The organism is Agrobacterium sp. MS2 (genome assembly GCF_003261015.1).
GTDB lineage: Bacteria > Pseudomonadota > Alphaproteobacteria > Rhizobiales > Rhizobiaceae > Agrobacterium > Agrobacterium pusense.
Window position 1 is genome coordinate 1 of the sequence record NZ_QLNF01000019.1, and the last position, 20401, is coordinate 20401.

Genomic DNA, 20401 nt, shown 5'->3' on the forward strand with positions numbered 1-20401 from the left:
GCCGGGCGGGATTTCCGGCTTTTTTTCGTCGATTTCATATCCGTTGATAGTGCTGATTTTCCGGGTTGCATCAATGCCCCGCGTGCATTTATGACAGTTTTATGACAATTACCCCCCACAACATAAAAAGCGCCACTGAGGGCCAATTCGCATGATGAGCATTTTCCGCAAACTGATGCCGCGCGAGGATCGTTTCTTCGACCTGTTCAGCAAACATTCCGAAACCGTCATCAAAGCGGCCGAAGCCCTCGATAGCCTGTTGAGCGGCGTCGAGGTCGAAAAGAACTGCGATCTCATCGTTGCCCTCGAACATCAGGCGGACGACATCACCCGCGACGTGTTGCTTGCGGTGCGACGCAGTTTCATTACGCCCTTCGACCGCGGCGATATCAAGGACCTGATCCAGTCCATGGATGACGCAATCGACATGATGCACAAAACGGTCAAGACCATCCGCCTCTTCGAGCAGAGCGAATTCGACCCGCTGATGAAGGAAATGGGCCATGAGATCGTGCGCGCGGCGAGCCTGATCGCAGAGGCCATTCCGCTTCTCGAAAAGGTCGGCACTAATGCCCAGCGACTGTCATCGATCGCCGAAGAGATCACCCGCGTCGAGGGGCGCTCCGACGACCTGCACGACCAGGGACTGAAAGACCTGTTCCGCCGCCATGGCGCCGCCGGCAATGCCATGGCCTATATGATCGGCAGCGAGATCTACGGCGAACTCGAAAAGGTGGTTGACCGCTTCGAGGATGTGGCCAACGAGATCAGCGGCATCGTTATCGAGAACGTCTGATGGATGTCGCACTTGCACTGCCGCTGCTTGTCGGCCTTATCGCCATTGCACTCTTCTTCGATTTTCTGAACGGTCTTCACGACGCCGCAAATTCCATTGCCACGATCGTTTCCACCCGGGTGCTGCGGCCGCAATATGCCGTTGCGTGGGCGGCCTTCTTCAATTTCATAGCCTTCCTCTTCTTCGGCCTGCATGTGGCGGAAACGCTCGGCACCGGCATCATCGATCCGGCCATCGTATCTCCGCAGGTGATTTTCGCGGCGCTGATCGGCGCGATCGTCTGGAACATCGTCACCTGGATTTTCGGCATCCCCTCCAGTTCGTCGCACGCCTTGATCGGCGGCCTCGTTGGCGCAGGTCTGGCAAAGGTCGGCTTCAATTCCATCGTCTGGTCGGGTCTGCTGAAGACAGTCGGCGCCATCTTCATGTCGCCGGCAATCGGCTTTTTCCTCGCGCTGCTTCTGGTGCTTGCGGTATCGTGGCTTTTCGTGCGGCAGACGCCCTTTGCAGTCGATCGCACCTTCCGCGTCATGCAGTTCATCTCCGCCTCGCTATATTCGCTGGGCCACGGCGGCAATGACGCGCAGAAGACCATGGGCATCATCGCGGTTCTGCTGTTCAGCCAGGGACATCTCGGGGAGAGTTTCTACGTGCCCTTCTGGGTGGTGATTTCCTGCCAGTCTGCCATGGCGCTCGGCACCTTGTTCGGCGGCTGGCGCATCGTGCATACGATGGGTTCAAAGATCACGCGGCTCAACCCGATGCAGGGTTTCTGCGCTGAAACCGGCGGCGCATTGACGCTGTTCGGCGCCACCTGGCTCGGCATCCCGGTCTCCACCACGCACACCATCACCGGCGCCATCGTCGGCGTCGGGGCCGCACGCCGCGTCTCCGCGGTGCGTTGGGGACTGGCCGGCAACATCGTCATCGCCTGGATCGTGACCATGCCGGCCGCGGCACTGATTTCCGCTTCCGTTTACTGGCTGACATCGCTGTTCGGCTGACTCCCTGCCCCATCGGCCCCTCCCGGAACAAAAAACACACCGTGGCTGTTTGATCCGGGAGATCAACGGGCAAGCGGATCGCGGGAAATGGCACGTCAGGTTTTCTGGAAGGGTTATCTGAAGCTGTCGCTGGTGACGGCCTCCGTATCGCTGACACCTGCAACGACAGAAGGCAACAAATACCGCTTCCACGTTCTCAATCGCAAGACCGGCAATCGCGTCGAAAGCCGTTATGTCGACAGCGTCACCCACCGCCCCGTTGCGGCGAAAAACCAGGCGAAGGGTTTTCCCCGAGGCGAGGACGATTATGTGCTGCTCGAGGATGACGAGATCGATGCGGTGGCGCTCGAAAGTACCCGCACCATCGATATCAAGACCTTCGTGCCAAAAGGCTCCATAGACTGGATCTGGTACGACCGACCGCACTTTCTTCGCCCGGAAGACAAGATCGGCGCCGAAGCTTTCAGCGTCATTCGCGAGGCCATGACGGCAAACGGCGTTTTCGGCATTGCCCGGCTTGTGCTCTACCGGCGGGAACGGGCCGTGCTGCTGGAACCTTCCGGTAAGGGCATCATCCTGTGGACATTGCACTACGGCGAGGAGGTGCGCGAAAGCATTGACGCTCTCGACCCGAAGATGAAACTTGAAAAGCCGCTGCTGCAGGCCATGGAAAAACGCATTTCCAGCCAGATGACGGAGTGGAAACCAACGTTGGTTCAGGACCCGATCCAGAAAAAGATCAGGTCGCTGCTCAAGAGCAAAGGCAATGAAGCGCCCGCCTCAAACAAGAAGGGCGGCACCAAGGCCCGAACCGGCGGCAACGTCATCAACATCATGGACGCTTTGAAGAAAAGCATCGCGGCCGAAAAGAAGCGCTGAGACGCGGTCTTAGCGTGCCTTTTTCGGCAAAACCTCCGCGGCGGCAAAAAAGCCCTCCCAGGGATCTTTCCTCAATGCGGAAAGACGTACCCCGATATTGTTGACCGTGAAGTGGGCAGGACCGATATCGGCCGTGAGTTCGGACCATTCGAGGGGGACGGAGACCGCCGCACCCGGCCGCGCCCGTGTCGAATAAGGCGCCACCGCGGTATTGCCGCGACCGTTGCGCAGATAGTCGATGAAAATGCGGCCTTTGCGTTTTGCCTTGGTTGCGACCGAGAGGTACCTGTCCGGCTCGGCCTTCGACATCTCTGCGGCCATGGCTTTGGCAAATGCCTTGACTGCCGTCCAGCCCGCCTGCGGCTTCAGCGGGGCAACCACATGAAGCCCCTTGCCGCCTGATGTCTTGACGAAAGCTGCCAGACCCGCCGCTTCAAAACGTTGCTTCAGTTCGAGCGCCGCCTCTATCACATCCTCCCAGGAGACATCCTCGGCGGGATCGATATCCATGGTGATCATATCCGGCTTTTCCCAGCTCGCGGTGGTCGCTCCCCATGGGTGGATTTCAAGCGCCGCAGACTGCACGAGCGCCATCATGCCGTCAAAATCGGTGATGCGGATCAGTGGTTCGCCGGCCTTGTCCTTGGGATCCCTGATCTGTTCGATGGCCTTGTTGATGCCGCGCCAGGCGTGTTTCTGGAAAAACCGCTGCCCTTCTATACCCTCCGGGCAGCGCAGCAGCGCCAGCGGCCTGTTGACCACGAAGGGCGCCATCTGCTTCCAGACCTGGGCATAATAATCGGCAAGACCTTCCTTCGTCACGCCGTCATCCGGCCAGTAAAGGCGGTCCGGGTGAGTGAATTGGATGGCAGACTGCGGCGGTCTGGTGTCGTTCACGGCCTTCTCCTCGCGTTCGATTTCTTGAGCAGGCTTATCCTCGCGCAGTCCTCGGAATGATGCGTGCCGCAGATTGCCATCGCCCGACCACGCCCGGAATTCGACCTCCGCCACGAGGTCCGGTTTGACGTAGTGGAGGTCGCGACGTGCAAGCGCGGTCAGCTTTTCTCCGAAGGGGCTTTCCTTTTGCACGAGCGGCTTCAGGCGTCCGAGCAGCATCTCAGCCACCTCGCCGGTGTAACCCGTACCGACGCGGCCCACATGGCGCAGCTTGCCCTTTTCATACACGCCGAGGGCCAGTGAACCGATGGCATGATCCGAAGTGGAAGAAACCGTATAACCACCGATGACGAATTCCTGCCGCATCGAACATTTCGATTTCACCCAATCACCCTTGCGGCCGGAGACATATTTGCTGTCCTTGACCTTGGAGATCACCCCTTCGAGGCTGAGACGACAGGCGTGGTCAAGGACCAGCGCGCCGCTCTCCTCGAAATGTTCGCTGTAACGCAGCTGCGGATTGCCCGCCGGAAGGAGTTTTTCGAGGAGAGCCTTGCGTTCGGTGAGCGCTGCGCCGCGCAGGTCGGACCCATCGAGATACAGAAGATCGAAGGCGTAGAAGACGAAACGATCGCTGCGCCCTTCACTTAAATCCTGTTGCAGGGCTGAAAAGTCGGATGCGCCGCTGTCCCGTTCCACGACGATTTCACCGTCGATCAGGGCTGTTTCGGCGGGCAAGGCCTTTAACGCGCGGGCCACCGCATCCCCAAATTTCTCTGTCCAGTTCAGGCCACTACGGGTCAGAAGCTGGAGTTTGCCGTGGTCGAGCCGGACCTGCAGTCGGTATCCGTCGAACTTGATTTCGTGCAGCCAGCGATCGCCGCCAGGCGGTTTCGGCTTCAGCGTGGCAAGCGCCGGCGGCACGAAGGACGGAAGCGCCTGTTTACGCGCACCCCTGGGCAAGTCATGCGCCTGCTTCCGGCCTGAAGAGGATGCCGTGGCCTTTTTCGACACGGGTTTGGAATTCCACGTGTCCTTGGGTTTTGAAGCGACATCTTCAACGCTGCGACCGGTTTTCACCGATTCCGGCCGCTCTTCCAGAATATCGGCACCGCCGTCGTGCCGCGCCTCGTCATCATCGCCTTTGATCAGCAGCCAGTTTTCCCGCTTTTCGCCAGGCTTTCCGTGCATACGCACGAGATGCCAGCGGCCTCTCAGCTTCTCGCCTTCCAGCTCGAATTCGAGATGGCCTTTTCGATAGCCCTTTCTGGCGTCGCCGATCGGCCGCCAGACGCCGCGATCCCAAACGATGACGGTGCCGCCACCATATTGTCCCTTGGGGATGACACCCTCGAAATCGCCATAGCTGAGCGGATGGTCTTCCACGTGCACGGCAAGGCGCTTTTCTTCCGGATCAAGGCTTGGGCCTCGCGTGACCGCCCAGCTCTTCAGCACCCCATCCATTTCCAGACGAAAATCGTAATGCAGCCTGCGGGCATCATGTTTCTGGATGACGAAGCTCGAGCCTTCGACCTCGGCCTTCGTCCCTTTGGGCTCAGGGGTCTTGTCGAAGCTGCGTTTGGCGTTATAGGTCTGCAATCCCATGGATCAGCTCGCTTTCCGCGACGTCTTGCGGCCTGACGGCTTCGCTTTTTTTCCGGCGTCTTCCCTTGCACTGCGACGGAGCGCCTCCTTGAGATCAATCACATTGTCCTGTTTCTGCGGTGCCCGCTTGCGGATTTCCCGGCCCTCAATCTTGGCTTTCACCAGCTCCGCAAGGGCATCGTTGTAACGGTCGCTATAATCGGAGGGATCGAAGGTGCCGGCCCGCGTTTCGATGATATGACCGGCAAGTTCCAGCATTTCGTCATCGAACTCGATGTCCGGGATGGATTTGAAGACGGTGCTCTCTGCCCGAACCTCGTAACCGAAGTTCAGCGTGGTTGCGACGAGCGCCCTGCCGCTCGGCCGGATGAGGACCACGCGGTTGCGCCGGAACAGCACGGCCTCTCCGAGGGCAGCAACATTTTCGTCTTCCATCGCTCTGGCGAGAAGCGTCAGCGCCTCCTCGCCACCTTCCTGTGTGGGCGCTAGATAATAGGACCTGTCGAAATAAAGCTTGTCTATGTCGTCGCACTGGAGGAAATGCCGGATACGGATGACCTTGTCATTTTCCGGCATCAGCTTTGAGATTTCGTCACCCTCGATGACGATGTAATCGCCATTATCGCGTTCGTAGCCCTTGACCTGCTCGTCCCGTTCGACCGCCTCGCCGGTATCGCTATCCACATATTGCCGCTCCACGCGGTGACCCGTCTTGCGGTTGACGATGTTGAACGAGATTTTCTCCGACGAGGTCAGAGCGGAATAAAGACCGATTTCACAGTTCAGATCACCAAAGACCAGATGGCCTCTCCAGCTCGCCCTCCTGTTCATGACGCCCGCCCGTGATTGTCGTTACGCGACGAGCGGCCGCCATTCCGGTCTGCGGCAAGAATGCGCTCGATGGCAGGAACGTCCGCTTCCGCAAGAACCGGCACAGGGTCGGAGGCCATGGCTTCCAGCACTTCAGGGGAAAGGCCGCCATTGCGAATGACCCATTCCATGGCCTCCCTCGTCTGCCTTTCCGCCTTCAGCTGCGCGTAAAGGGCCAGTATCAGCCGGTCGCGTACATCGAAGGGTTTTGCATTCGTTTGTGAACGTCGTTCGTGCCTTTTCATGTCTGCTCCTCGAACAGCCAGCTGGCGCATGAATCATTGCCTCAGGCAATACCCTTGCCGCCGGTCACGCCGTAAACCTCACCATTGATAAAACTGCCGTCCTGCGATGCGAGCAGGACATAGACCGGCGCAAGCTCCACCGCCTGGCCGGGGCGGCCAAAATCGCTATCCTTGCCAAAATTGCGCACCTTTTCGGTGGGCTGGCCGCCGCTCGGTTGCAACGCCGTCCAGAACGGGCCCGGTGCGACAACGTTGGCGCGCACCCCCTTGTCTATCAGCTGCTTCGCGAGCGCTTTGGTGTAGGCCACGATGCCCGCTTTTGTGGTCGCATAATCCAAGAGGATGGCAGAAGGCTCGTAGGCCTGTATCGAGGCCGTGGTGATAACGGAAGCGCCTGGCTTGAGATGCGGAACGGCGGCCTGCGCAATCCAGTGAAGAGCATAGAGATTGGTCTTCATCGTGCGGTCGAAATCTTCGGTCGACAGTTCCTCGATACCCTCGCGATATTGCTGTCTTGCGGCATTGATTACCAGAATATCCAGGCCGTTGAGATCGCCAGCCGCTTTTTCGACCAGCTCGCGACACCAGCCTTCATCGGTAATGTCGCCGGGTAACGCCACCACCAGACGGCCTTCCGCCTCGATGAGCGCGACCACCTCCTCGGCGTCGGATTCCTCTTCAGGAAGGTAGGAGATCGCGACATCCGCTCCTTCTCGTGCGAAAGCGATTGCCACCGCACGGCCGATGCCGGAATCGCCGCCCGTTATCAGCGCCTTGCGACCGGCAAGTTTTCCCGAGCCCCTGTAGCTCTTCTCCCCATGGTCCGGAAGGGGCGTCATGTTGGTCACGAGACCCGGCATCTCCTGCTCCGGCGTCGAAAAAGGCGGGCGCGGATACTGGCTGCGCGGATCCTGGGGCTCGAGGCGGTCTGTCATTGCGGGCTCTCCCAATAAAAGGTGTCCATTCGTCGCGCGCGGCCCGGGAAAAGCTGATCCGACAGCTTTGTCCGAGCGGTTGTTCGGCGCCGGAAGTGGCACGGACAACACGGCGCGCCACACGCAATCCTAACGATCTGCGCAGGCTCTCGTTCCATGAAATCAGGCTGGGAGGATGAATGGCCGAGCGTGGATGGCCGACATGGAGATGGCCGACAGCGCGCCCCACGCGCTGCCGCGCCTTCCTCAAACAGTATATTTCTTCCGCGTGGTTGTACCCGCGGCCTGTGCCGGCGCCACATCCGGCTTGCCAAAGAGATAGCCCTGAGCCTGCGCGCATCCTTCATCGACGACCATGCGATATTGCGCATCGGTTTCGATTCCTTCCGCCGTTACCGGCAGATCGAGGCTGCGGCCAAGGCCGATAACCGCGCGCACGATGGCACGGGCATTGTCGTCATCGCTCATGGCGGCAATGAAGCTGCGATCGATCTTGATCTTGTCGAAAGGGAAGCTCTGCAGGTTGCTGAGCGAAGAATAACCCGTACCGAAATCATCCATGACAATGGCAACGCCAAGCGCTTTGAGCTGGGTCAGAATTGTCAGCGTCGCCTTTCGGTCTTTCAGCAGGGCAGCTTCGGTGATCTCCAGTTCCAGCCGGTTGGGCGAAAGGCCGGTCTGCATCAGGATGGTGCAGACGACATGGCCCAGATTGGCCAGGGAAAATTGCAGCGGCGACACATTGACCGCGATTTTCAGATGCGGCGCCCAGGTGTTCGCCTGACGGCAGGCCTCGCGCAGCACCCATTCGCCGAGCGAGATGATGATACCACTTTCCTCCGCGATCGGGATGAACACGTCCGGAGGCACCACGCCTCTTGTGGGATGCTGCCAGCGCACCAGCGCCTCATAACCGACGACCTCACCGCATTCGACGGAAAGGACCGGCTGGTAATTCAGCACGAGCTCATCACGATTGATTGCCAGCCTCAGATCCGTCTCGAGCTGGCGACGCTCGCGCGCCTCCTGATCCATCAGTGGGTCATAAAAGGCCAATATGCCACGGCCGCCCATCTTGGCCCGATAAAGCGCGAGATCGGCGGCATGCAGGATACTCTCGTCATCCATTCCGTCGCGCGGAAAGACGGCAATACCGATGCTGACACCGACGGCGGTCGGATCATTGGCGGCATTCATTTTCAGGGCGAACATGGCGAGGATCGTCTCGGCAAGCAGGCGCGCTTCTTCCGCCTTGGTATGCCGCGCGGTCAGAATGACGAACTCATCACCACCGAGCCGGGCGACCACATCGCCAGATCTCGCGCATTCATCGAGAATCGCCGCGACTTTCTTGAGAACCCTGTCGCCTTCGGCGTGGCCGAATATATCGTTGACCGCCTTGAAGCGGTCGAGATCGAGCGCCAGCAGCGCAAATTCGTCGCCCTCGCCGCAATGTTCGATCTGCTGGCGCAGCCGCGTCTGGAACATGGTGCGATTGGAAAGGCCGGTGAGCACATCGTGGCGGGCAAGATATTCGATCTCCCGCTGCGCCTCACGCTTCTCCGTTAGGTCGCGAATGGCCATGACCTCGCAGGGACGACCTCGGTATTCGATGGTGCGCACGGCGAGTTCGAACACCTGCGCGCGGTCGGCGCGCTCACGTATGGCCTCTACGGGCGCATTACGGGGTACATAGACGGGTTGCCCATCCGTGGCCCGGAAAAGTTCATCGGGATTCTTTCCGACCAGCGACGTTTCATCGCGCCCCAGCAGGCCTGCGAAACGCGTATTCAGCTCGACGATGCGGCCATCGCGCACGACCGCAAGGCCGTCCAGTGTCGCGTCGACGAGACCCTTGAGGTCGACGAGATACCGGTCCACGAGCGCCGCGGTCGCGGTTGCGGAAAGGATCAGGAATGTCACGCCGGAAACCGCGCCGATCATGATCAGCCGCCCGAGATTGTCGGGGTCTGGTCCGGAAATGGACGGGTCGGGCGAGAGAACGGTGGCCGACACGGCAGTGAAATGCAGCGCGCAGATTGCAAGGATCGACGCGGCGGCGGGAAAAACGATGCGCTTCCAGGAGCCGAGGCGGTGAAACAGCCAGGAGGACAGAAGAAAAAACGCCCAGGCGACGGCAAAACCGCCAAGAACAGCCCCCCAATCGTAGCTGACCGTGGCGGCGACATCTATTCCCGCCATTCCGACGAAATGCATGACGGCAACGGAGAGCGTCACCAGGGTGGCGGCGATGACCGGGCCGAAAATTGCCTGCGTGCGCGCGGTAAGCGCCAGCCAGAAGCCGAGTACGGCAAGAACCGCCGAAAGCGCGGTGAAGTAAAAATCGAAGCCGATGGGAACAGTGCCCTTATAGGCAAGCATGGCGACAAAATGGGTGGCCCAGACGCTGAGCCCCGCCGCGAAGGCGGCAACCAGGACCCAATAGGGCTTTCGGCTGGAGGGGCTTTCCTCAGCGCGCAACAAGAGGTGAAAAAAGGCGAGCATTCCCAGCAGACAGATCAATGCAGCAAGAAGCACGATCTCCCGATCGTGTTGGACGGCAACGCATTCCAGCACCGTGAACATGATGCACTCTCCCAGCCTCTGAAGAACCGCTCACGATGGCACTATGAAAGTGGTTTATTTATAAATCTCTAATGCAACTATTGATAATGGCCTCTTCTCGTCCAGAATCCTGAGTAGAGCCCGGGCCGGTGTGCCAGGCTGTAACGCTTTTGGCAAACCGACCCGACGGTAAAAAGGAAAACCCTTTATTTCCAGCTTTGATAATCCGCAGCGGCGCAGCCAAACGGAGCCCGGCCGTCAGAGAAGCGTTCTTGCAGGCGGGCGCAGCCCCACTCGTTGAGTGCCGCCGGCAGCATGTTGTTAATGTCCATGCCGGGGGAGTTGAATTGCGACGGAGCGCTTGTGACATACCACAGCCAGTAGCCCATGACCGCCACGATGATGAAGGCGAGAATGGCGACGAAAGTCCCGAGCCGGCGCAGGAGGCCGGGTCCCTTGTTCATCGACGCGGCCTGGGCGGCGGCAGCCTCCTGTGTCTCGTGCGCGACCATCGGGGCAAGCGATGCGAGAGCTTCCGCGCGCTCCTGTTCCGTCAGGTCGATCCGCTCCATCTGATCGTCAAGCAGGACAGGCAAGGCGCTGTTACCATGCAGGACTGCAAGCGCTACATCCTGTTTGCCGGTATTGCCGATGACAACGGGAATGCGACCCCGTTCCAGATGCGTGAAGGATTGCCGCTTGGTTTTATCGTCTCTGACCGTATCGGCATAGGTCACGAAAAGACGGCTGCGTTTTTCTGCAACGGCCGTCAGCGCCACTGGAATAACGGTCAAAGGGGCCGGGTTGCGTAGCCGCAGGCGGACCCGCAGCATGCGGACAAGTGTGAACAGCATGGCGAGACTGCCGAAACCAAGCAGAAAGACAAACACGCCGAGTGTGATGATACGGTTCCAGAGCATGTCCAGACCCAGCGAAATCGTTGCGAGTTCCGGGTTCTTCGCGGAGATGACCAGCCCGGTTTCGTAATCGCCGGAATGGAGATCGACGAACATGACCTCGACATCCTTCTTGTAGCTCACTCCCGCATGGTCGTAGGAAAGATCGGCCTTGCAGGTCGTGAAGATCGCCTTGCGTGTCTTGCAGCTGCCGCTGATATCGCCGTTTTCAATCTCCAGCGGATCCTGGCTGATCTTGTAGTCACGCACGACACCCGGGCCTTCGGCTACCAGCATGACAATCGTGATTACGAGAAGCACGGGAACGGAGAAATAATAGGCTGCCGGCACCGAAATGACGCCGCGTTTGAGGCTGAGTGGCCGAGACGGAAGTTTTATCTGTGCAAGGTTCATAGTCGTCAACGCATTCTTCGGGAGGTAGGTGAGCGGAGTTCGCGACTCTCGCCCGACGGAAGGAAAAGTTGCCGCACGGTCTAAACCGATGAAGTCCTTGAGAAAACCCCCTGAAATTACGGGATGGTGCGCGGCTATCTCCCGTCCCGGCGCCGTATGCCTGGTCAACGTGCGGGAGAAGACTCCGGCGCATGGGCCCAGTCACGCATAAAAACGGGCGGTAAAACCGCCCGTCACCTGGTTCGCAAACTATTCTTTGCCGTCAGTCCTTCGTGACCTTTTCAAGCCGGGTCGTCTGGCTGGGGTGGCCCACATAATCCTTGACGCGTGCATTCAGCACGATCGGCTCGAATCTCTCGAACATCGGCAGCACCGCCGGCTTCTGCGCGACGAACATTTCCTGCATCTGGGTGTAGATTTCCCCGCGCTTCTTGGGATCAGGCTCGAGTGACGCCTTTGCCGTGAGCGCGGTCAGTTCCGGAATATCCCAGGCCGAGCGCCAGACAAAATTGCCGGCGTTGTTGGCGGCAAGCGAGTTGTCCGGGTTGCTGGAGAACTGCTCCATCGAGCCCAGAACATTCGGCATGTAGGCTCCGGTCTGCGGGATGAGCAGATCAAAATCCCGCGCGCGGTGCGCGGCAATCACGTCCGAGCCGTTACCCTGCTGGATATTGACCTTGATACCAATCTGGCTGAGCGTTGCCTGAATGGCAGTGGCGAGGTCGATGCGCGGCGTCTGCGCGATCGTCTTCAGATTGAGCGTGAAACCGTTCTCGTAGCCGGCCTCCTTGAGGAGCGCTTTTCCCTTCTCCGCGTCGAGCTTCCAATCCGGGCTCGGAATGGCATATTCGAAGTTTTCCGGCACGGGCACCGTGCGCGCCCGGCCGTAGGGACCCATGATGGTTTTTTCCATGCCCTTGTAGTCGATGCCGTAGGCGATCGCTTCGCGGACCTTGGGGTTGGACAGGGGCTCCTTGCCGGCATTCATGGACAGGACGTAAAAACCGCCCGTCGGCACACGCTGGATCTGGAAACCGTCCTTGTTGTTGAAGGTCGCAAGATCCGCAGCCGTCAGCGCGCTGGCGATGTCGATATCGCCGCGCTCCAGCATCAGGCGTTCAACCTGGCTTTCCGGCACATGCCGCACGATGACGCGGCGCATTTTGGGGCTGCCGGCCACATAGTCCTTATTCGCCTCCAGAATGATGATCTCATTCGGCGACCAGCGGTTGAGGGTGAACGGGCCGGAGCCGGCCGAATTTGTTCTCAGCCATGCATTCCCCCAGTCATCATTGACCTCGTGGGACTTCAGTTCCTTACTGTCGACCACGCTGGCAATGACCATGGCGAGGCGATAGAGCAGCAATTCCGAAGTCGTTTCACCCGAAAGATCGACGCGAACCGTTATTTCATCCGGAGCACTTACCAGCTTGTCGATGTTGTCGGCATTGTAGCCCACGCGCTTGAGGTTCGCTGCGGCTGCCTGGTTCATCTTCAGAAGGCGGCTGAGCGAATAAACCACATCGGCCGAGGTCACCGGGTTACCGGAGGCGAAATTCGCCTCGCGAAGATGAAAGGTGATGCCTTTCTCATCCGTTTCCCAGCGCTCGGCGAGCTGCGGCGAAACCTTGCCGGAACCGTCCACCGAGATCAGGCGATCATAAAGATTGGCCATGATTTCGTTGGCTTTTGCCTCGGTGGCCTGATGGGGGTCGAGTGACAGCACCTGGGCCAGCGACGTGCCGATAACCAGCTGGTCGTTGGGGGTTTTGGCCGCGACGGGCGATCCCTGCACGAGCATAGCGCCAAGAACGGTGGTGAATGCGAGACGGATCATTGTTTTTTTCATACCTGCTCCTCCTACAGATCGGTAATTGATGTTCGGGAAAAGCCGCGACGCAGCGGGGCGTCGCGGGCCAAAACGGTCAAAGATGTTTGTTATCAAGTGCTTCGATCAAGGCTGCGATGTAGCCGTAGCAGAAGGCGAAAGCGACGCCGACGGGATCGCGTCCGGCAATCGTCGGCACATGGTCCGGCATGATAATGTAGCGATAACCGAGTTCGTGATAGAGTTTCAGCGAGCGCACCATGTCCATGTCCCCCTCATCGGGGAAAGTCTCCATGAAGGACAATTTCCCGCCGCTGATGTTGCGGAAGTGGACGTTGAAAATCTTGTCGCGGCTGCCGAACCAGCGGATGATGTCGTCGATCTCCTCGCGCGGATCATCAAGCATCTCGCCGATTGACCCCTGGCAGAAATTCAGGCCGTGATAGGGGCTCTCGCGCATCTGCACGAACTTCTTCAGCCCATCGACCGTTCCCAGCACACGGGTGACGCCCCTGTAGCCTGGCGGTGTATAGGGATCATGGGGGTGGCAGGCGAGACGCACCCTGTTGCTTTCGGCAACCGGCACGACCCGTTCAAGGAAGTAGTCGATGCGTTCCCAGTTCTCGTCTTCGGACAGAACGCCGGCGAGGCCCGGTGCGGCATCATGGTCCGCCTTGTCCCAGCGCCATGCCTCGTTGAGCGAACCGCCACGGCCGCGCTCCATCTCCGTGCGCGGAATGCCAATGAGGTTGAGATTGTATTTCGCGGCAGGAATTCCGGCCCTCGCGATATTTTCGATCATCGCGCAGACGGCATCGATCTGCCGGTCGCGATCCGGGCCGGCAAGCAGGATATCGGGATATGACGCCTGCTCGATGGGCCGGGACGGCAACGGCAGTTGCACCATATCGAGGACAAGGCCAAAGCTTTCGACCTTGTCACGGTGGCGCTCGAAATCCTCGAAAGTCCAGCTCGCGGGTGCTCCGGGCGGATCCGCGCTGATGTTTTTGACGCCGAGCTGCGCCCAGACCTTGTAATCCTCGTCATCGCGCGCAGCAACCTGGGTGCCGACATACATCGATTCTCTCCTCTCTCCATGCAAGTCATCATATGACATCGCATGAAATAAGATGAGTGTCGAGATGCTATTGCGCCTCCGAGAGCAGCCTGTATCGCCGCTGGCTTGCCAGCATGTGTTCACGCATGGCTTTTCGGGCCGCATCGGGATCCTGCTCGACGATAGCGCGCAGGATTGCCTCGTGCTCGGCCTGGACTTTGCGAAGATAATTCGCGTCGCCGGTTTCAGGCAGCGTTGGGAACTGCCCACGCGGTATCGAGCGTGAACCGAACTGGCGCAATGCCTCCAGATAGAAGCGGTTATTGGTTGCGGTCGCGATGGCCGAATGGAATTCGTAATCCGCATCGACGGTTGATTCGCCAGCGTCGATGGCACGGGCCATTTTCCGGTGCGCCGCCGAGATTGCCGCTTCCTGCTGGGCCGTCCGGCGATAGGCTGCGATCGCCGCCGCCTCCCCTTCCGTTGCCAGGCGGAACTCCAGCATTTCCAGCGTCTCGGCAATGGTGCCAACTTCAGACTGCGTCAGTTTCACGCCGGCCCATTCACTGTCGCTACTGACAAAAACCCCCTTGCCCTGGATAGGGACGACGTAACCGGCAGAACGCAAATCGGCAATCGCTTCGCGGACCACCGTCCGGCTCACGCCATAAGCGCGTTCCAATTGCGGCTCCGTGGGAAGCTGGTCGCCATTTTTCAGTTTTCCACTGCGAATTTCTGCGCTGAGATTATCGATGATCTGTTGCGCCCGCCTCTCCCGCGGCCTCGCTTTGTCGCCAATCATGCCAGTCTTCCCTCTTGCAGAATACGAATCCCTTCGTTCCTCATATGATGACGTGGCGGCACGTCATATGTTTTCATGTTAACTCAGGGAGGGGTTGGGATGAAGTACCATCAAGAGTTTTTACAAAAGAGAATTGCGCGTCTGCGGCGAGCAGCGGGCAAAGGGCCGGCCCCTGACGGATTTCTCTCAAGGAAGTGCGGCCAGCAATGACGGAGATTTCACTGCGCGGGCTTGGGCATCGTTTTCTGCAACTGATCGTCAGCCTCTTCATCCTGCTCTGCATCACCTTCATCATAGGCCGTGTGATGCCGACCGATCCGGTCGGAGCAATCGTCGGCGAGCTTGCCGATCCAAAGGCCTATGAGGCCATGAGGGCGCGGCTTGGCCTTGATCTGCCACTTTATCAGCAGTTCTTCATTTACTTGCGTGGTCTGCTGCATGGGGATTTCGGTATCGCGATCCTGACGGGCAATCCCGTGACGCGCGATCTGGCGCAGGCCTTCCCCGCAACCTTCGAACTTGCGACGCTGGCGATCATCATCTCGACGATCATCGGCGTTCCCCTCGGTCTTGCCGCAGCCCTGTTTCGCGATACGTTCATCGACAAGTTCGCGCGTGTCTTTGCGCTGGTTGGACATTCGATACCTGTCTTCTGGTTCGGCATTGTCGGGCTCGTCATTTTTTATGCCAGTCTCAATCTTGTCGGAGGGCCCGGCCGGGTGGACGTGTTCTACGAGGGTCTTGTGGAACCCAGAACCGGCCTGATGCTGGTCGACAGCCTGCTTGCGGGCGAGACGGAAATCTTCTGGAACGCGCTCGGACACATCATCCTGCCGGCCGTAATCCTTGCCTATATGGCCATGGCCTATATCACCCGCATGACGAGGGCTTTCACCCTCGAACAGCTGAGCCAGGACTATGTGATCGCGGCGCGGGCAAAAGGTGTCAGTCCCGCACGCACGATAACACGCCATGTACTGCCCAATATCGCCGTGCAGCTCATAACTGTACTGGCAATTTCCTACGGCAATCTGCTGGAAGGCGCCGTGGTGACCGAGATCGTCTTTTCCTGGCCGGGCATCGGCCAATATATGACCAATGCGCTGCTCATCGGCGACATGAATGCGATCCTCGCCGCCACGATCGTCATCGGCTTCATATTCATGTTGCTCAACTTCCTCGCCGATCTGGCCTACACCACGCTTGATCCCCGCACACGGGAGGCCGCACGATGACCGATATCGCGCAAAACAATACCGTTGATCGCCCCGGCGCCCTCTCGCGCCTGTCGACCACAACCGTGCGGACACTTAGGAAGCTCGCAGATGAGCCACTTGGGATGTTCGGCTTCGCCATTCTGGCGGTTCTGGTTCTGGTCGCCATTTTCGCTCCGCTCATTGCGCCTTACGATCCTGCCCGCCAGGCGCTCGAAAACGCGCTTCAGCCGCCAAGCTGGGCGCACCTGGCCGGAACCGACGAATTTGGCCGCGATATTTTCAGCCGGCTCGTCTACGGCACCCGCATCACCATCCAGACCGTCCTGTCGGTCTCGGTCATCGTTGGTCCGATCGGCCTTGCGATTGGCGTCATGGCGGGTTTCTTCGGCGGGCGCACCGATGCCATCTTAATGCGCGCGACCGATATCGTCCTCTCCTTCCCCTCGCTCGTGCTCGCACTTGCCTTTGCGGCAGCGATGGGAGCCGGTCTCGGAACAGCGATCATCGCGATCTCGCTGACGGCGTGGCCACCGATTGCGCGTCTCGCCCGCGCGGAAGCACTGGTGGTGCGAAACACCGATTATGTGGCCGCCGCCCGCCTCTACGGTGCCTCGCCGCTGCGCATCCTGTTTCTCTATATCGCGCCGATGTGCATTCCCTCGGTCATCGTTCGCCTCACGCTGAACATGGCGGGCATCATCCTGACGGCTGCTTCGCTCGGCTTTCTCGGCCTTGGGGCGCAGCCGCCGCTGCCTGAATGGGGTGCGATGATCTCCAGCGGCCGCAAATTCATGCTCGATTACTGGTGGGTCGCCGTCATGCCCGGCATTGCCATCCTGCTGACGAGCCTTGCCTTCAACATCGCCGGCGATACGCTGCGCGACCTTCTGGATCCGCGTCATGCCCGTTCCTGACAGCACTCCCATACTCTCGGTACGCGACCTCAATGTCCGTTTTGGGCGCAATGCCATTTCCGCCGTTTCCAACGTCAATTTCGACGTCGGCCGCGAAAGGGTCGGTATCGTCGGTGAATCCGGTTCCGGCAAATCCACCACCGGCCGGGCCGCCATGCGCCTTTTGCCAAAGAGCGCGACAGTGACGGCGGAGAAAATGGATTTTCTCGGCGAACCGCTGCTCACAAAAACCGAACGGCAGATGGGCGCGATCCGTGGCAGCGAGATGGCGCTGATCATGCAGGACCCGCGTTATTCGCTGAACCCGGTGCTACCCATCGGCAAACAGGTGGCGGAAGCCGCCGAACTGCATCTGGCGCTTACCGGCCAGGCGGCAAGGGCTGCGGCGCGCGACATGCTGCTGCGCGTACGCATCAACGATCCCGACCGCGTCATGGCGCTTTATCCACACCAGATATCGGGTGGCATGGGGCAGCGGGTGATGATCGCCATGATGCTGCTCGCCAAGCCGAAGCTTGTCATCGCCGACGAACCGACCTCGGCCCTCGATGTCAGCGTGCGCAAGGATGTACTTCTGCTTCTGGACGAGATGGTGCGCGAGAACAATTCCGGCCTGATCCTCATCAGCCACGACATCCGCATGGTGGCGGCGTTCTGCGAACGCGTGCTGGTCATGTATGGCGGGCGCGTCGTGGAAACGCTGACGAAGCTTGAAGATGCGCGGCATCCCTATACGCGCGGCCTGATCGCGGCCATGCCCGATCCCCGCAATCCGGTCAGGCGCCTCAAGGTGTTGGATCGTCAGGCAATCGATGCGGAGGTGATGCGATGATCACGGTAGACAAGCTCGACGTCGTCTACGGCGCCAAGGAAAAACGTAACCACGTCGTACGCGGCGTCAGCCTTACGGTCAACAAAGGCGAAACCCTCGGAATTGTCGGCGAAAGCGGCTGCGGCAAATCGACCTTGCTGCGCTCGCTGGCAGGTCTGGAGGGTGGCTGGACCGGCTCGATAAGCTTTAATGGAAAACCGGTCGGCAAGACCCGCAGCCGCGACGAACTGAAACTGGCCCAGATAGTGTTTCAGGATCCCTACGGTTCGCTGCATCCTCGCCACCGCATCGGTCGGGCTCTGGCCGAGCCCATCCGCGCCATGGGGCTTGGCGACGGCTGGTCGAAGGTTCCCGCCGCCCTGCAACAGGTTGGCCTGCCTGCGCATTTTGCCGAGCGGTTCCCGCATGAACTTTCCGGCGGTCAGCGCCAGCGCGTGGCAATCGCCCGCGCGCTGATCCTCGAACCACCGATCCTGCTGCTCGATGAACCGACATCCGCGCTCGACGTTTCCATCCAGGCCGAAATCCTCAACCTTATTGCCGACCAGCGCGAAGTACGCGATCTGACCTTTGTTCTCGTCAGCCATGATCTGGCTGTCATCGCCCATATGTGCGACCGCGTGCTGGTGATGCAGAACGGCGTTTTTGTGGATGAGCTGACCAAGGCCGACCTTGAAGCAGGCGTTACCCATGCCGCCTATTCAGGCGAGCTGTTCGAAAGCAGCTTTCTTTGAAATCCCTCTCGAGGGGAGGCAGAATGACCTCAGCGTTTGCAATCCCACAGTCAAACATCCTGAAGAGACCGTTTTTTATTCGCGCTCCCCTGAAGAACAACATAGATGGGCTAATCGGCTTCGTCCCCCTTCCCATTTGCAGGCAGCCAGGGGCTGCACCACACTGCCGATGATAAAAGTAGCCTGTCGGAACAGGCACAACCATCATGCAGAGGAGCGCAGCCATGAAACACTATGCCGGCCTCGATGTCTCGGTCAAAGAAACGAGCGTCTGTATCGTCGATGAAAGCGGGAAACTATGCCGCGAGCGGAAGGTGGTATCTCATCCGGAGGACCTTATCGCGATCCTCAGCGATCCCTCGTTCAGCTTGGAAAGGGTAGGCGTTGAGGCGGGCCCCTTGTCCCAATGGCTGTTTGAAGGACTGGCAAGAGCGGGCTTGCCTATCTTGTGCATCGAGACGCGGCACACCAAAGCTTTCCTGGATGCCCTCCAACAGAATAAAAGCGACAGGAACGATGCACGTGGCATCGCCCACATGATGCGGGTCGGCCTGTTCAAGGACGTGCATGTGAAGACGCTCACCAGCCAGAAGCGTCGCGCCTTGCTAACGGCCCGATCGCTGCTGCAGGAAAAGGCGATCGACCTGGAGAACGAGATGCGTGGGCTGCTGCGCAACTTCGGACCGAAGGTTGGCCATGCCTCGGGCGGCACATTCGAGAGAAGAATACTCGAACTTGTCGAACATGACGTTGCGCTTGCGGAAATCATGGAGCCATTGCTCGCCGGACGGCGCAAGTTGCGAGAAGGTCTTGCCAAACTGGAGAAGAGGGTTCTGGCCGAGGCGAAACAGGACGACGTTTGCAGGCGGCTAATGACGGTGCCTGGCGTTGGGCCGATCGTCTCGCTCGCTTATGTCTCGACGATCGATATTCCCAGGTTTCGTCATTCCCGATCGGTCGGAGCGATATTGGGCCTCACCCCTGTCCTGAAACAGTCAGGCGAAATGAGCCGAGTCGGCCACGTTTCGCTGCGCGGGGACGCCATGATGCGGCGACTGCTGTATGAGGCCGCCCAGTCGATGATGACACGCGTGGTGAAATGGTGCTGGCTGAAGGCATGGGCCATGAACATTGCCAAGCGCCATGGCAGCAAGAAGGCCAAAGTGGCACTAGCCCGCCGTCTCGCGGTCGTCATGCACCGCATGTGGGTTGATGGCACCGAGTTTCGCTGGACGAGGGAGGACACCGTCTCAACGGTCGCGGCATGACGATCGGCTATAGAGACGAGAGAGACATTCGAATCCAAGGTTCCGTGTAGCAGCGGAAAACGTCCTTCGCGGACGATGGTGATGTGAGTTCGCGGCGTCGCTTATACCGATGATCCGTCATCAGGATGCAGCATAGATTGGACCACTTCATCTACTGGAACCCATCATGGGAGGGCTGAGTGCCGATCCCGGAGAGAAGCGCGGGCCGCGAAAAGACGTTGAACGCTGCATCAGCCGGACGCAGATAACACCTGCTCCTGTCGAGCAACACTTTCGGCTGAAAAGCGCCGAAAGCGGCCGTTGAGACCATACTTACTCGCAGTTGTTTCTCAGCGGCTAAGGGTAGCGCGATGAGCTGGAACGAGATTTCCAGAACAGCAATCACTTCACGTCAACGACTTGGCCTGCTTTGCTCGCTCAGCACGTCCGCGCGAGGCGGTGCGCCGAACATGACTGCATATTCGCGGCTGAACTGCGAAGCACTTTCATAGCCAACCGCAAAGGCAACGCTTGAGACTGTCCGCGCATCAAGAAGGAGCCTGCGCGCCTCGTGAAGCCGGACCATCTTATGGTAGGCGCCGGGGCTGAGATTGGTCACCGATTTGAAGCGCCGGTGAAATGTCGTTACTCCCATACCCGCAAT

The 20401-nt window shown here is 59.4% G+C and carries 18 protein-coding genes; 8 read left to right on the top strand and 10 right to left on the bottom strand.

Translation table 11 applies throughout. The features are described from left to right. The first annotated feature begins 151 nt into the window (after window positions 1–151). From DOU54_RS10195 to ku (DOU54_RS10205), 3 genes are all read left to right on the top strand, one after another. A complete protein-coding gene (locus DOU54_RS10195; RefSeq protein ID WP_111814143.1) occupies window positions 152–796 on the top strand; it encodes a DUF47 domain-containing protein in 645 nt (214 codons plus the stop codon). Further along, on the top strand, window positions 796–1800 hold the full coding sequence (locus DOU54_RS10200; protein ID WP_004444749.1) for an inorganic phosphate transporter: 1005 nt from the start codon (window positions 796–798) through the stop codon (window positions 1798–1800). Before DOU54_RS10195 ends, DOU54_RS10200 begins: the two co-directional genes overlap by 1 nt. Window positions 1801–1887: 87 nt before the next feature. Next, window positions 1888–2679 (top strand): non-homologous end joining protein Ku, encoded by a 792-nt coding sequence (gene ku, locus DOU54_RS10205; RefSeq protein WP_113731150.1) that lies wholly within the window; start codon window positions 1888–1890, stop codon window positions 2677–2679. A gap of 9 nt (window positions 2680–2688) precedes the next feature. Here the strand turns inward: ku (DOU54_RS10205) and ligD are convergent, their stop codons facing one another. The 9 genes from ligD to DOU54_RS10250 all read right to left on the bottom strand — a co-directional run bounded on the left by ligD (window position 2689) and on the right by DOU54_RS10250 (window position 14793). Beyond that, a complete protein-coding gene (gene ligD / locus DOU54_RS10210) occupies window positions 2689–5181 on the bottom strand; it encodes a DNA ligase D (RefSeq protein WP_113731152.1) in 2493 nt (830 codons plus the stop codon). A 3-nt stretch (window positions 5182–5184) separates the two neighbouring features. Then, window positions 5185–6012: a non-homologous end joining protein Ku gene (gene ku, locus DOU54_RS10215; RefSeq protein WP_113731154.1), complete on the bottom strand. Its 828-nt coding sequence runs from the start codon at window positions 6010–6012 to the stop codon at window positions 5185–5187. Then, entirely contained in the window at window positions 6009–6296 is a 288-nt protein-coding gene (locus DOU54_RS10220) for a hypothetical protein (RefSeq protein ID WP_113731156.1), read from the bottom strand. Before DOU54_RS10220 ends, ku (DOU54_RS10215) begins: the two co-directional genes overlap by 4 nt. 41 nt (window positions 6297–6337) lie before the next feature. Next, window positions 6338–7231, bottom strand: a complete 894-nt coding sequence (locus DOU54_RS10225) for an SDR family oxidoreductase (RefSeq protein WP_113731158.1) — start codon at window positions 7229–7231, stop codon at window positions 6338–6340. 246 nt (window positions 7232–7477) lie between these two features. Then, on the bottom strand, window positions 7478–9817 hold the full coding sequence (locus DOU54_RS10230; protein WP_113731160.1) for a bifunctional diguanylate cyclase/phosphodiesterase: 2340 nt from the start codon (window positions 9815–9817) through the stop codon (window positions 7478–7480). A 185-nt stretch (window positions 9818–10002) separates the two neighbouring features. After that, window positions 10003–11106, bottom strand: a complete 1104-nt coding sequence (locus tag DOU54_RS10235; RefSeq protein WP_113731162.1) for a hypothetical protein — start codon at window positions 11104–11106, stop codon at window positions 10003–10005. Between the two features lie 262 nt (window positions 11107–11368). Beyond that, window positions 11369–12907: an ABC transporter substrate-binding protein gene (locus DOU54_RS10240; RefSeq protein ID WP_286079881.1), complete on the bottom strand. Its 1539-nt coding sequence runs from the start codon at window positions 12905–12907 to the stop codon at window positions 11369–11371. A gap of 124 nt (window positions 12908–13031) precedes the next feature. Beyond that, window positions 13032–14012 (bottom strand): mannonate dehydratase, encoded by a 981-nt coding sequence (locus tag DOU54_RS10245; protein WP_113731166.1) that lies wholly within the window; start codon window positions 14010–14012, stop codon window positions 13032–13034. 67 nt (window positions 14013–14079) lie between these two features. Continuing rightward, window positions 14080–14793, bottom strand: coding sequence for a FadR/GntR family transcriptional regulator (locus DOU54_RS10250; protein ID WP_004444769.1), 714 nt, complete (start codon window positions 14791–14793; stop codon window positions 14080–14082). A 206-nt stretch (window positions 14794–14999) separates the two neighbouring features. Here DOU54_RS10250 and DOU54_RS10255 point away from each other — a divergent pair, with 206 nt between their 5' ends. The 5 genes from DOU54_RS10255 to DOU54_RS10275 all read left to right on the top strand — a co-directional run bounded on the left by DOU54_RS10255 (window position 15000) and on the right by DOU54_RS10275 (window position 19758). Next, on the top strand, window positions 15000–16028 hold the full coding sequence (locus DOU54_RS10255) for an ABC transporter permease (RefSeq protein WP_022563795.1): 1029 nt from the start codon (window positions 15000–15002) through the stop codon (window positions 16026–16028). Further along, window positions 16025–16924, top strand: a complete 900-nt coding sequence (locus DOU54_RS10260) for an ABC transporter permease (protein ID WP_045533899.1) — start codon at window positions 16025–16027, stop codon at window positions 16922–16924. The genes DOU54_RS10255 and DOU54_RS10260 overlap by 4 nt, the downstream gene beginning before the upstream one ends. After that, window positions 16911–17756, top strand: coding sequence for an ABC transporter ATP-binding protein (locus DOU54_RS10265; RefSeq protein WP_107341516.1), 846 nt, complete (start codon window positions 16911–16913; stop codon window positions 17754–17756). Before DOU54_RS10260 ends, DOU54_RS10265 begins: the two co-directional genes overlap by 14 nt. Next, a complete protein-coding gene (locus DOU54_RS10270) occupies window positions 17753–18490 on the top strand; it encodes an ABC transporter ATP-binding protein (protein WP_113731168.1) in 738 nt (245 codons plus the stop codon). Before DOU54_RS10265 ends, DOU54_RS10270 begins: the two co-directional genes overlap by 4 nt. A 224-nt stretch (window positions 18491–18714) precedes the next feature. Further along, a complete protein-coding gene (locus tag DOU54_RS10275) occupies window positions 18715–19758 on the top strand; it encodes an IS110 family RNA-guided transposase (protein ID WP_113731170.1) in 1044 nt (347 codons plus the stop codon). Between the two features lie 391 nt (window positions 19759–20149). Here DOU54_RS10275 and DOU54_RS10285 read toward each other — a convergent pair. After that, window positions 20150–20401, bottom strand: a 252-nt coding sequence (locus DOU54_RS10285) for a helix-turn-helix domain-containing protein (RefSeq protein WP_146617346.1), incomplete at its 5' end; no start/stop codon positions are given.